Annotated in this window: 15 protein-coding genes; 8 read left to right on the forward strand and 7 right to left on the reverse strand. The window is 33.2% G+C overall.

What is annotated here, in order from left to right; genetic code table 11:
• From VLC96_RS18975 to VLC96_RS19005, 7 genes are all read right to left on the reverse strand, one after another.
• On the reverse strand, positions 1-317 hold a 317-nt coding region (locus VLC96_RS18975; RefSeq protein WP_325265435.1), incomplete at its 3' end, for a hypothetical protein.
• A 179-nt stretch (positions 318-496) separates the two neighbouring features.
• Complete coding sequence (locus tag VLC96_RS18980; RefSeq protein WP_325265436.1) at positions 497-2,161, reverse strand: hypothetical protein; 1,665 nt, start codon at positions 2,159-2,161, stop codon at positions 497-499.
• A 21-nt stretch (positions 2,162-2,182) separates the two neighbouring features.
• Positions 2,183-2,965 (reverse strand): enoyl-CoA hydratase/isomerase family protein, encoded by a 783-nt coding sequence (locus VLC96_RS18985; protein WP_325265438.1) that lies wholly within the window; start codon positions 2,963-2,965, stop codon positions 2,183-2,185.
• An 11-nt stretch (positions 2,966-2,976) separates the two neighbouring features.
• Positions 2,977-4,392 carry a sensor histidine kinase gene (locus VLC96_RS18990; protein ID WP_325265439.1) on the reverse strand — a complete coding sequence of 472 codons (1,416 nt, stop codon included), beginning with the start codon at positions 4,390-4,392 and terminating at the stop codon, positions 2,977-2,979.
• Positions 4,393-4,451: 59 nt separating this feature from the next.
• Positions 4,452-5,006 (reverse strand): CopD family protein, encoded by a 555-nt coding sequence (locus VLC96_RS18995; RefSeq protein WP_325265441.1) that lies wholly within the window; start codon positions 5,004-5,006, stop codon positions 4,452-4,454.
• 74 nt (positions 5,007-5,080) lie between these two features.
• Positions 5,081-6,094 carry a ferrochelatase gene (gene hemH / locus VLC96_RS19000; protein ID WP_325265442.1) on the reverse strand — a complete coding sequence of 338 codons (1,014 nt, stop codon included), beginning with the start codon at positions 6,092-6,094 and terminating at the stop codon, positions 5,081-5,083.
• 102 nt (positions 6,095-6,196) lie between these two features.
• The gene (locus VLC96_RS19005; RefSeq protein WP_325265444.1) at positions 6,197-7,069 is read right to left on the reverse strand and encodes a helix-turn-helix transcriptional regulator; all 873 of its coding nucleotides are present in this window, start codon (positions 7,067-7,069) and stop codon (positions 6,197-6,199) included.
• Between the two features lie 216 nt (positions 7,070-7,285).
• Here VLC96_RS19005 and hemA point away from each other — a divergent pair, with 216 nt between their 5' ends.
• The 8 genes from hemA to tnpA form a co-directional block, all read left to right on the forward strand.
• A complete protein-coding gene (gene hemA / locus VLC96_RS19010) occupies positions 7,286-8,542 on the forward strand; it encodes a glutamyl-tRNA reductase (protein WP_325265445.1) in 1,257 nt (418 codons plus the stop codon).
• Positions 8,543-8,571: 29 nt separating this feature from the next.
• Complete coding sequence (gene hemC / locus VLC96_RS19015) at positions 8,572-9,498, forward strand: hydroxymethylbilane synthase (protein WP_325265447.1); 927 nt, start codon at positions 8,572-8,574, stop codon at positions 9,496-9,498.
• Positions 9,499-9,516: 18 nt separating this feature from the next.
• Entirely contained in the window at positions 9,517-10,170 is a 654-nt protein-coding gene (locus VLC96_RS19020; RefSeq protein WP_325265449.1) for a uroporphyrinogen-III synthase, read from the forward strand.
• Between the two features lie 52 nt (positions 10,171-10,222).
• Positions 10,223-11,251, forward strand: a complete 1,029-nt coding sequence (gene hemE, locus VLC96_RS19025) for a uroporphyrinogen decarboxylase (protein ID WP_325265451.1) — start codon at positions 10,223-10,225, stop codon at positions 11,249-11,251.
• A gap of 81 nt (positions 11,252-11,332) precedes the next feature.
• The gene (locus VLC96_RS19030; protein WP_325265452.1) at positions 11,333-11,710 is read left to right on the forward strand and encodes a hypothetical protein; all 378 of its coding nucleotides are present in this window, start codon (positions 11,333-11,335) and stop codon (positions 11,708-11,710) included.
• 2 nt (positions 11,711-11,712) lie between these two features.
• Positions 11,713-12,264 carry a GNAT family N-acetyltransferase gene (locus VLC96_RS19035; RefSeq protein WP_325265454.1) on the forward strand — a complete coding sequence of 184 codons (552 nt, stop codon included), beginning with the start codon at positions 11,713-11,715 and terminating at the stop codon, positions 12,262-12,264.
• Positions 12,254-13,156 (forward strand): oxygen-dependent coproporphyrinogen oxidase, encoded by a 903-nt coding sequence (gene hemF / locus VLC96_RS19040; RefSeq protein WP_325265456.1) that lies wholly within the window; start codon positions 12,254-12,256, stop codon positions 13,154-13,156. The genes VLC96_RS19035 and hemF overlap by 11 nt, the downstream gene beginning before the upstream one ends.
• A 121-nt stretch (positions 13,157-13,277) precedes the next feature.
• Positions 13,278-13,579 (forward strand): IS200/IS605 family transposase (gene tnpA, locus VLC96_RS19045; RefSeq protein WP_325265458.1); only part of this gene is annotated, 302 nt, incomplete at its 3' end.

Below are 13,579 nucleotides of genomic sequence, written 5' to 3' on the forward strand. Positions count from 1 at the left end.
CGTTTTTTATTGAGTTTGAATGTAATGTCATTTTCTGTGGTGAATAAAAGTGCCGTCAAAAACGGATTATTCATATACGGAGCTAAAATTAAATAAGCTTCATCAAGACTGTGAAAGCTTTCAATCTCTTCGGTTTTATAACGGGCAATAATTGAAAGGGCAAACACATCATTTTCTAATAAAACTGGGCGTACATAAATATTTTTTAAATCTGTATCGCCTATGGTTTTGGCCAAAGTTAATTTGGCATAAGTTTTATTTGCAATGCTTTCTTTTACTTTTTCCCAAAATTCAGCAAATACGGGTTGGAAGGACATAGGTTTATTTTTAGTTTATTTTAGAAATGTAATATAATATTTTTGGATCAGACCTAACAGTTTTTTAAAACCTGTTAGGTCTGCGTTGGATCATCAAATCTAGAATTAAGGCACAAAATTAAGCGAAGCTTTTTGATATTTTAAATAGAAAAGAATTATTTTAAAGTTATAATTATACTTTACAATGTTACTTTTAAGAGTTGTTTCGTGGTTCCTTTTTTTCCTAAGAAAAATACGGAGTTACCTACTGATATACCGTTTGCAACCATAAATGGCACTTCATTTTCTTCATCGTCCAGAATTTTTTCATATTCGAAATCTCCGTTATTATTTATTCTGATAAGATTGAGATTTGATTTGTCAGAACCTTTAAATTCTATTCTATCGTTTTTTAATTCTTTTATTTTTTCATCAGTATTAATAAAATAATAAGATATGTCACCATTAATTGTTGTGGTATAAGAAGCATAATTCTTATCTACTGCAAAGTGAAAACGTTGTTTTTTATTAATATTTCTGGCCCAAATTAAATCTCCTTCAATGCTTAATTTGGCTGATACAATGTCATCACGGTGATGTATCGTTTGGTTATTACTAATGCCATTCATTGAATTTGATCTATTTAATAAAGAAGTCTCTGAATACTCTTCTTGTGCATTAAGTATAAGGTCATTATTCGCGGTAAAAAAACAATTCTTGAAAGTTAAAAATTTTAATTCTTTATCTTTTGCTTCTCCATATTTGTCAATCATAAATTGTTGTGAAAAGGGATTGTGTTTTTCCTGTAAAATTTCTAATGAATTGGTATCCAGTTTAAAGCAACTAATTCCTTTGTACCTTGAATCATTGATTTCAGAATAAAATCCGATGCAAATAAGTTGATTATTGTGAAAAATGGATTTTAAAGAGCTGATAAAATTTTCTTTAGTATCAATAAATTGAGATTTTTGATTTTCGGAACTAATTTTTGTTAGCTCAAATAAATATTTTCCACCCACATTTTTTTTCTTTTGGCTGTCAGTATATGTTTTTCCTAATAAATAGATTGAGCTTCCATTTGGATCAACCTGTAAATTTTGAAAGACATATTTTTGGTCTTGAATGTTGTCTCTTGAAAATTCAGTTTCTATTTTTTTATTCAGCTTATTGTCAAACAAATACAATTTTAAATATTCTGCGTTTCTAACATTATAATCTATTGCAATCGCAAAGGCATTATTTGCTTCATTCACAGTCATTATAATTTCTGACTTCCCTTTCTTAGACATTAATGACTGATTATTAACGACAGAAAAATTATCTGTTTCACCATCAAACATTCCAGAATTGTCATTTGTCCATACTTCATCCATACGGTTATAAAATGTTGACTCTAAAGTAAAAGATCCATTTTTTTCTATTTCTTCATTCGTTAGCTTAAATAATTCTTTTTTTGTGATTTTAAAATCTTCATCAATACAATTTGATTGACATATATAAAGTTTTTGATTTGAATCATAATAGATTTCAATTATTTGAATTTCATTTTCAAATGAACAAATTCCAAGAACAACATTAAATTTCTGATTCTTAGGATGCTTCATGTCAAATTCAAATTTTTTAGTTTGAACTAAATTTGAATTATAATTTTCAATATAAAACCCTTCACTGCTTGAAAAACTAGATCCACTAAAGGAACGAACTATTAATATTCCTCCATCATTGTTTTCTTTTGTAAAAACAATAGTAGAGTTTTTATACTCATCTTTAAAAAGTTCACTTTTTTGTATTTTAAAAGGAATACTTTGGGCAAAAGTTGAATAGGAAATCGTTAGAATTCCAAAAAATAAAACTAATTTATTCATACAGATTAAGATGTATCGATATTATTTCCCCTTAAAAACTGGTTTCCTTTTCTCTAAAAAGGCTTTTGTTCCTTCGGTGAAATCTCCTGTTCCAAAACAGCGTCCGAAATTTTTGATTTCTATTTCGTAACCATTTTTGCCTTCGGCATAATTCGCATTGATAGATTTTATCGCTCTACCAACTGCAAAAGGTGAATTTTTTATGATTTTTTCAGCAATCGAAATGGCAAAATTAATAAGTTCTGTTTGTGGTACTACGTGGTTGACTAAACCGTATTGTTTTGCTTCATCAGCAGTAATCATTCCGGCGGTCATAATCATTTCCATTGCACGACCTTTTCCAACTAATTGTGGCAAACGCTGCGTTCCTCCATATCCTGGAATAACTCCAAGAGAAACTTCTGGAAGTCCCATTTTAGCGTTATCCGAAGCTATTCTGAAATGACAAGCCATGGCTAATTCTAATCCACCACCTAATGCAAATCCGTTGATAGCTGCGATAACAGGAGTTTTTAGATTTTCTATATAATTAAAAAGCAATTCATGACCTTGAAATGCTAGTTGTGTTCCTTCTTCAACAGTAAAATGTGCAAATTCCGAAATATCGGCTCCTGCAACAAATGCTTTTTCGCCGCTTCCTGTGAGTATAATAACCTGAACTTCTTTGTTTTTACCTAAAATTTTTATCGCTTTATGCAAATCATTTATGGTTGCAATATTCAAAGCATTAAGTTTGCTCGGTCTATTGATTACGATCGTTGCAATGCTATTTTCTATAGTAATTAAAAGATTTTCGTAGTTCATTTTGTTTGTGTTTAAGAGTTAACAATAGGAAGTGTAACTGTAAAAATAGTTCCTCTTCCAAATTTAGTTTCAAAGGTAATTGTTCCGTTGTAGTTTTCTATGATGTTTTTTATAATTCCAAGACCTAATCCCATTCCGCTATTTTTGGTAGTGAATTTTGGTTCAAAAATATTATCAATATGTTCTAATTCTATTCCTGTTCCGTTATCTTTTATAGTGATAATAACTTGATCGGCTGTTTTATCTACGTTTACCAAAATTATTTTGGTTTCTTGGTCTTCTGGAATTGCCTGTGTGGCATTTTTGACCAAATTTGTAATAACTCTGATAAGTTGCGTTCGGTCAATTTTTGAAATAATTTCTTTTTCAGAAGTTTCAAAAACAATATAATCTTCATTAAAAATATCCAAAGTAAGCTCAATGACCTCTACTACATTTAGTATTTCATTATGTTGAGCAGGCATAGTTGCAAAATCCGAAAATGCCGAAGCAACAGAACTCATTGTGTCAATTTGCTGAATTAAAGATTCGGAAAAGTCATTTAATTTTTGTCTAATATTTGGCTCGCCTGGATCAAATTTTCGCTGAAAACTTTGAATCGTAAGTCTCATTGGCGTAAGCGGATTTTTAATTTCATGCGCGACTTGCTTCGCCATTTCTCTCCAGGCCAAATCCCGTTCGTTTTGGGCCAAAACTATGGCGTTTCTTTCGAGTTCTTCGGTCATTCTGTTGTAAGCTTGCAACAGCATATTGATTTCTTTAATTTTTGCTGAAAACGGAATTTTTTCATTTTTCTGATTCAAACTGGTTTCTCTCAATTTTTCCGCAAAATCATAAATAGGTTTGGTGATAAATGAAGAAAGGATATAAGCCAATCCGAATGCAATTGCAATCATTAGCGAATAAACCTGAACCAACCGAATTAAGAAATTGTTTAATTCTTTTTCATAATAACCGTCATCAGGGATATTGGGCAATTTTAAAATTGCAATGGGCTTGAATTTTTTATTTTTTATAAGACTATATGAAGATCTGTATTTGATTCCGTTTATGGTTTTAACCTCAAGAAACCGCTTGTCAATTGACGAATTGACCAATCGGAGAATAAATTTTGAAACGGTAGGCGAATGTTTTTCTACCGAAAAAGACTCTTTGGATGATTTAATAAGTTTACCATCCAGCGAATAAATTTGGATTTCGGTATTTTGAATGTCTGATATTTCGTGAATTTTATCCTTGAAAATTAATTTAATATTCTCATCTGTCAATGGAAAAGTTGTGGTCGAAAGCATATAATCGATATGCTTTTTTACATAATTTTCCATATTCTCTATTCGCCTTTGATTGTATTTTTTGGCGACATTTTTGTATTGGATAAATGAAATGCTTATGAGTAAAAGGGAGGTGGCAATGATTAATACAACCATTGAAATGAAGATTCTAAAACGTAATGAAATTAAAGGAATCTTATATGTTTTAAACATAATTATGATTTGTTTTTCTCCCTGATTTTTTTGTAAAATTTAAAGCCAAGCATAATAGTTATCGAAAAAAGAATAATGCCTACAACTCCATAAACCCAATTTACGGCATTTTTTAAAATGACTAAAAATACGACAGCAAATAAAATAATAGTCGCTACTTCATTCCATAAACGCATAAAATTGGTAGAATATTTAACTTCATCCCTTTGTAATTGAACGAAAATCTGCTGACATTTTAATTGATATAAATATAGCACAAAAACAAAGCCAAGTTTTACGTGCATCCACGGCATTTGTAACCAAGATTTTCCTAAAGGTGTAAAAAACAGCATCCAAAATGCAAAAATGCTAGCCAGAACAGCACTTGGCCAAGTAATAATATACCACAATCGGTAGCTCATTAACTTGTATTGTTTTTGCAAAATTTCTTTTTCGGGCGAAGGTTTATCAGCAGCTTCGATTTGGTACACAAACAAACGGACAATATAAAAAAGTCCAGCGAACCAAGTAATTACAAAGATGAGGTGCAGGGATTTTAGGTAGTTATAAAGTTCCATATTTTTCGTTTAAAGTTTAAAGTTTAAGGTTCAAGTTTGTTAGTTAATTTTAAACCTTAAACTTTTAAACATTTTTATTTAGCCCACTCATTAATCCAATTCCCAACTGTTTGACACCATTCGTCCTCATCATTCAGACATGGAATTGCCAAGAAATTTTCACCTCCGTTTTCTTGGAAATCTTCTTTAGCTCGCATTGCAATTTCTTCCAGCGTTTCTAGGCAATCTGAAACAAAAGCGGGAGTCACAACTGCAAGATTTTTAATTCCTTTTGCAGGCATCTTATTAATTTCAACATCAGTGTAAGGTTCCAGCCATTTGTCTCCAGCCAATCTTGACTGAAAAGTCAAACTGTATCTTTCCTGAGGAATATTTAGCAATTTTACAACTTGCCTTGTAGTTTCGTAACATTGATGACGGTAGCAAAAATCATGTGCAGGTGAAGGTGTGTTACAACAAGACCCATCAATTTTGCAATGCGATTTCGTTACATCAGTTTTGCGAATATGGCGTTCCGGAATTCCATGATACGAAAACAATAAGTGATCGTATTCAAATCCCGATAAATGTCTTTGGATAGAGTCAGCTAAGTTTTTAATATAATCGGGTTTATTGTAAAATGCGGGAACATCGGTAAATTTCATGTTTGGAAATTTCTTCTTGCGAATTCCTTCGGCTTCAACCAAAATAGTTAACGTAGAAGCCATTGCATATTGAGGATATAAAGGAAAAAGCAATACTTCATCTACGCCTTGATCATGTAATTTCTGTAAGCCTTTTTCAATAGACATGCTTCCATAACGCATCGCCAGCGCCACAGGAACATTAGCCAAAGGCTGTACTTTTTTATGCATTTTTTCTGAAAAGACAATTAAAGGCGAACCTTCCGGTGTCCAAATTTTTTGATAGGCATGAGCCGATTCTTCTGGGCGTTTTCTTAAAATAATACCGCGAACCAAAAAAGCACGCAACAAATACGGCACATCTATCACGTATTTGTCCATTAAAAATTCGTCTAAATATGGTTTTACATCTTTTGGTTCAGGGCTTTCAGGAGAGCCTAAGTTTACTAATAATACGCCTTTCATGTGTAGATTTTAATTTTAACCAAAAGTATAGAAAGCTACTTTTTGGAAATATGATAAATGTTATTTTTTAGTTATGTTTCAATATCTTAAAACAATAGTTTTTTACACATTTGTATTTATAGACATTAAATATTTTTTGGGAGTTGTTCCAAATTTCTTTTTGAAAGCGGCTATGAAATGACTTCCGGTGCTGTAGCCAATTTTCAAACCAACTTCGTTTACGTTATAGGAACCGCTATCGAGCAATTTTCGGGCATAATCCATTTTATAATCAAATAAAAAACCATAAACGGTATCGCCGTAAATTTGTTTGAAACCCATTTTGAGTTTTTTTAAAGTCAAACCTATTTCGTCTGCTAATTCTTGTAAACCTGGAGGTTCAGCCATATTAGCGATGATGATTTCTTTGGCTTTTTTGATTTTAAAGACATTGTCTTCATCAATTAAAAATGGGCATTGTTCGGCGTTTGGATCTTCAGTTCGATTAAAATACAAACTCAATAATTCGTATCCTTTTCCTTTGTAATATAAATTTTTGATCGATGGATGCAGGCTGTAATGAAACAATTGTGTTAGGACAATTGCCATTGACGGACTGATATCATCTTCTTTATAATACTTTTTGTCCCGATTGTCATCACTCAAAAAAGTAATATAATTGGCTTCATTTGAAAACAAAGCATGAAATTTTTTAATGGAAATAATGACCGAAATCACCCAAGAATTTGGTGCTAATTCTAAATTTAATGGCAATTCCTTTTGCGGATTATACAATAGCAATGACTTTTCATCTTTCAATTCCAAAGCATATGTTCCTTGGTTGAATAGAAATTTTGCATTACCCTTTAAACCAAAATGAAATTGAATCAATCCGCTATTTACTTGATGCTCAGCCTGAAAACTGACTTCGCTGTCATTTTGAAAGCGAATTAAAGTAAAATCATCTTCGATAGTTATAATTTCTTGTGAACCCATAGCGATATTTTTTTAAAGACAAAAAAATCCTTTATTTAGATTGGCTCTAAATTATTGCATAAAGAACCCTTTTTAACACTACAAAATTACTAGTTTTTATTAAAAAATAACGATTTAAATCCAAAAAAGCATGAAGCGATACAAAAAGTACTTTTAGCGTTGTTTTTATCAAACTCATAGTAATAATTTTGTAAAACTTTAAGGAAAGTGAATACTATGAAAAATCATAACGTTTCGAAGCATCTCTATTTTTACTCAATTGGCCTTAGTTACAAAAAGGCAGATGCTGAGATAAGAGGTAAATTTAGTTTAGACGCTTTGGCACAAACGAATTTATTGAAGCAAGCCAAAAATGATGGAATCGAAAGTTTATTTGTGACATCCACTTGTAATAGAACTGAGATCTACGGCCACGCCGAACACCCTTTTCAACTTATAAAATTACTTTGTGATAACAGTAACGGTACTGTTGAAGATTTTCAAAAAGTAGCTTACGTTTATAAAAACCAAGAAGCCATTTCGCATTTATTCCGTGTTGGGACTGGTTTGGATAGTCAAATTCTAGGCGATTTTGAAATTATCAGCCAAATTCGAAATGGGTTTGCCGAGGCCAGAGCAATGGGATTGGCCAATGCTTTTATGGAACGTTTGGTGAATGCGGTGATTCAAGCCAGCAAAAAAATCAAAAATGAAACTGAAATCAGTTCAGGTGCCACCTCGGTATCTTTTGCTTCGGTTCAATATATCATTAAAAATGTTCCAGACATCGGGAACAAAAATATTTTACTTTTCGGAACAGGGAAAATCGGAAGAAATACTTGTGAGAATCTGGTAAAACACACCAAAAACGAGCACATTACGTTAATCAACAGAACCAAAGATAAAGCGGAGAAATTAGCGGGAAAACTGAATCTTATTGTTAAAGATTATTCGGAATTGCACATCGAATTGCAAAAAGCAGATGTTGTAGTTGTGGCTACGGGTGCTCAAAATCCAACGATTGACAAAGCTATTTTGAATTTGAAAAAACCATTGTTGATTTTGGATTTATCAATTCCGAAGAATGTCAACGAGAATGTTAAAGATTTAGAAGAAGTTACTTTAATTCATATGGATCATTTGTCGCAAATGACAGATGAAACATTAGAAAATAGAAAAGCTCATATTCCAGCCGCCGAAGCTATCATTGAAGAAATCAAAGAAGAATTTTTGGCTTGGACCAAAGTAAGAAAGTTTGCGCCAACGATAAATGCTTTAAAAGAGAAATTAAATTCTATTAAAAACTCAGAATTGGATTTTCAAAGTAAAAAAATATCCAATTTTAATGAAGAGCAAGCTGAAATTATCAGTGCCAGAATCATTCAAAAAATCACTACTCATTTTGCGAATCACTTGAAAAACGAAGACACAATGGTGGATGAGAGCATTGAATGGATCGAAAAAGTATTTCAATTAGAAACGGTTACTAAATAAATTTTGCGCCTTTGCGCCTTTGCGAGAAAATGGCAGAAAAAACAATAAGAATAGGAACACGTGACAGCGAACTCGCTTTATGGCAAGCCCACACGGTAGAAAAAAAACTAAACGATTTGGGTTATAAAACCGAAATCATTGCCGTAAAATCCCAAGGCGACATCATTCTCGATAAACCTCTTTACGAATTAGGAATTACCGGAATTTTCACCAAAACATTGGACATTGCCATGATTAATGGTCAGGTAGATATTGCTGTGCACTCAATGAAGGATGTGCCAACGGCTTTGCCAATCGGCATTGTTCAAGGTGCGGTTTTGGAAAGAGCGAACACTTTAGATATTTTAGTTCATAAAGGAAACCTTGATTTTCTGGAAGAAAATGGAACAATAGCTACAGGAAGTTTGCGTCGTCAGGCGATGTGGCTTAACAAATATCCTAACCATACCGTTGTCGATTTGCGTGGAAACGTAAATACGAGAATGCAAAAGCTAAATGAAAATGATTGGAATGGAGCCGTCTTTGCTTCAGCAGGCTTGGAAAGAATCAATTTGAAACCAACAGAATTTATCAATTTGGACTGGATGATTCCTGCTCCCGCTCAAGGAGCGATGGTGGTTGTGGCAATGGCAAATGACGAATATGTTTTGGATGCCGTATCTCAATTAAATGATGTCGAAACCGAAGTTTGTACGCATATCGAAAGACAATTCTTGAAAATCCTTGAAGGAGGTTGTACCGCACCGATTGGCGCACTAGCAACGTATTGCGAGTTAGAAGATACTTTTACTTTCAAAGGTGCTTTGTTGTCTATTGATGGAAAACAAAAATTAGAAATTGAAAAAGTGGTACCCGTTGGAGAATGGAAAAAATTAGGTTTTAATTGTGCCAAAGAAATTCTAGAGAATGGCGGAGCCGAATTGATGGCAACAATTAAAGCAGCTTTGAAAAAATAATTTCGATTTAGCAAAATCATGAAAATACTCTCGACCAAAATACTTGCAGAATATCAAAAACAACCACTGATTGAAGCGGGTTTTGAGGTTGTAGAAAATGATTTTATTGCAACCAAAATAAAGTCTTTTGACTTAAAAAACATCAATGAAAGTTTGATTTTTACCAGTCAAAATGCAGTTGAAAGTGTTTTGCAACATCCCGATTTAGAGCAATTAAAATCTAAAAAAGCATATTGTGTGGGTTTAAAAACCGAAAGTTTACTTTCTGACAATGGCTTTGAAGTTGTTGCTTATACAGACTATGCATCCGATTTAGGCGAAATCATCACTTTGATTTACAAATCAGAAAGCTATACTTTTTTCAGCGGAAACCTTCGCAGAGAAACATTGCCAAAAGCTTTAAAAGAAGCTGGAATTGTTTTTAATGAAATCAATGTTTATGAAACGACATTAACTCCTCATAAAATAAAGAATCCAGTAGAAGCCATTTTGTTTTTCAGCCCTTCGGGAGTAGAAAGTTTTTTGAAAGAGAATACTATTAAAAAAGAACTTTGCTTTTGCATTGGCGAAACCACGGCATCAGCATTAGAAAATAAAACTAAAAATATCATCATCGCTGAACAACCTACCGTTGAGGACGTGATTGAAGCAGTAATCGAAGAATATAAATAACAATAACAAACCTAACAGATTTTCAAAACTAGTTAGGTTTTAAATAAAAACTATGTTAAAGAACGACCTATTTTTAAAAGCACTAAAAGGAGAAACAGTACAACGCCCACCAGTTTGGATGATGCGTCAAGCGGGAAGATATTTGCCAGAATTCAGAGCATTACGTGACAAATATGATTTTTTTACTCGTTGCGAAACTCCTGAATTGGCAGCTGAAATCACCGTTCAGCCAATACGAATTGTAAAACCTGATGCTGCGATTTTGTTTTCAGATATTTTGGTAGTGCCAAGGGCAATGGGTATTCACGTAGAATTGAAAGACAATTTGGGACCGATTATTCCAAACCCAATTCGCACGATGGAGCAAGTGAATCAGGTTTTTGTTCCAGATGTAAATGAAACTTTAGGTTATGTTTTTGATGCTATCAAATTAACCAAAGAAATGTTGGATAATGAGGTGCCATTAATTGGTTTCGCAGGTTCTCCTTGGACAATTTTTTGTTATGCCGTTGAAGGTAAAGGTTCTAAAAGTTTTGACACTGCCAAAGGATTTTGTTTTTCAAACCCAGTAGCGGCTCACACTTTATTGCAAAAAATCACCGATACGACTATTTTATATTTGAAAGAAAAAGTAAATGCAGGCTGTAATGCCATTCAGATTTTTGATTCTTGGGGAGGAATGCTTTCTCCAACTGATTACCAAGAGTTTTCATGGAAATACATCAATCAAATCGTTGAAGCATTGGCAGAAATCACTCCGGTAATTGTTTTCGGAAAAGGATGTTGGTTTGCTTTGAATGAAATGGGTAAAAGTAAAGCTTCAGCTCTTGGAGTAGATTGGACATGTACGCCAAGAAACGCCCGTTATTTATCTGGTGGGAAAGTGACTTTGCAGGGGAATTTTGATCCGTCGAGATTGCTTTCTCCAATTCCGACCATCAAGAAAATGGTTCATGAAATGATTGACGAATTCGGAAAAGACAAATACATCGCCAACTTAGGCCACGGAATTTTACCAAATATTCCTGTGGATCACGCCAAAGCGTTTGTGGATGCGGTGAAAGAATATGAGAAAAAATAGTTGACTGTTGTTAGTTGATAGTTGTTAGAAAATCATTCACACCTATTAACTAACAACCATCAACCAACATCCAATAAGAACATGCTCAACAAAAGTTTAAGAGACCAAGAAAGTATTCGGATTGACAACATACTCAAAAAGTTGATGTCAATAGTTTATGTGCCAAAATTTTGGAATCTTGAAGACTTAAATCAGATTGAAGAGCAATTGAAAGGGTTTGGACTGAATATAGAAACTTTAGTTGAAATGCCAGCTAACGATTTGATTACTTTGCTAATGCAAAATCATTTAGACTGGGCGCAACTAGAGCAATTTGCTGATGTTTTGGTTGTGCTTTCTAAAGAGAATCAGTTTGAATTTACTGAAAAAGCTCTTGTTATTTACAATTACATTCAACAAGAAAGCAAGACTTTTTCGTTTGGAATTTTTAATAAAATAGCTTCTGTTAAAAATAAATAGAAATGAGTTTTACAGATTGGAAAACAGACCGAATTGAAAATATTCTTCCCGAAGAGTTTTACAAACTAATTGATAAGAATAGAAATTTTATTAGAATGACTTTTCCAGTAACTTTAGCCAATTGTGCTACTGATGAAAGGACTGAGGATTATATCGCTCACTGTGTTGAGGTAGAGAAAAACAAAACAGGTTATTATTTTTATACCAGAAATTTAATTACCAATGACTTGATTGGTTATTTATGTATAAAAAATATAGATATCCGCATTTCTAAATGTGAGTTAGCCTATTTTATTGATGAAGATTTTCAGGGTAACGGAATTACATCAAAAATGGTTGCTAATGCACTTGATTTTTGTTTCAATGAATTACTGATGAACAAGGTTTTTATTTGTACTTCAGAAATTAATTTGGCAAGCCAACGAATTGCATTAAAACACAACTTTAAGCAAGAAGGAATTTTAAGGGACGAATTTAGAAACGGTGAAGGTGAATTACAAAACTCGGTTTACTTCGGCTTGCTTAAATCAGAATATTATAAAAATGAAAGATAAATTTTATTCCTACATACAAAACCTTCAAGACCAAATAGTAGCCGGATTAGAAGCAGTTGATGGTCAAGCCAAATTCAAAGAAGACCTTTGGAAGCGTCCAGAAGGTGGCGGAGGAAGAACCCGAGTAATAGAAAATGGAGCCGTTTTTGAAAAAGGCGGCGTTAATATTTCTGCCGTTCATGGAAAATTACCTGATTCTATGCAAAAAATGTTCAACGTTGGTGAAGCCGATTTTTTTGCCTGCGGGTTGAGTTTGGTTTTACATCCAAAAAGTCCAATGGTACCAACGGTTCATGCCAATTGGCGCTATTTCGAAATGTATGATGATAACGGAAATGTGATTCAGCAATGGTTTGGCGGAGGACAGGATTTAACTCCTTATTATTTGTTTGAGGAAGATGCAACGCACTTTCATCAAACTTGTAAAACCGCTTGCGACAAACACAATCCTGATTTTTATCCAAAATACAAAAAGCAATGTGATGCTTATTTTTGGAACGCACACCGCAACGAAGCCCGTGGAATTGGTGGTTTGTTCTTCGATTATTGTAAAGCAACCGACTCTATGTCAATGGAAAATTGGTTTAACTTTGTTACAGAAGTTGGGAATAGTTTTCTCGAAGCGTATGTTCCAATTGTTGAAAAAAGAAAAGCATTGTCATATACTGATGAACAAAAAACTTGGCAGGAAATCCGCCGTGGCCGTTATGTAGAATTTAATTTGGTACATGACAAAGGCACACTTTTTGGATTAAGAACCAATGGTAGAATTGAAAGCATTTTGATGAGTTTGCCGCCACATGTTCAGTGGGTTTACGACCATCATCCGGAAGCTGGAAGTGAAGAAGAGAAATTAATAAAAGTATTAGAATCACCAATTGATTGGGTTTAAAATTCAAGTAAGAACTCACAATCAAAGCTCCAGAGGAGCAATATATTTATAGCATATCATATCACAGTCAAAAGAGCTCCATTAGGAGCGACATATTTATAGATTTATTGAAATATTTATAATGGCAAATACCTATACACAGATTTACATTCATATTGTTTTTGCGGTAAAAGGAAGGCAAAATTTGATTTCCAATAATTGGAAAGACGAATTATATAAATACATCACAGGAATCACCACCAATGAAGGTCAAAAATTAATAGCTATTAATGGAATGTCTGACCATATCCATATTTTGGTTGGATTAAAACCCAATAAAGCACTGTCTGATTTAGTTCGGGACATTAAAGCCAATTCTTCCAAATTCATCAATGAAAAAAGATGGATAAATGGTAAATTTGAATGGCAAACAGGATTTGGAGC

Source organism: Flavobacterium sp. (assembly GCF_035456085.1).
Lineage (GTDB): Bacteria > Bacteroidota > Bacteroidia > Flavobacteriales > Flavobacteriaceae > Flavobacterium.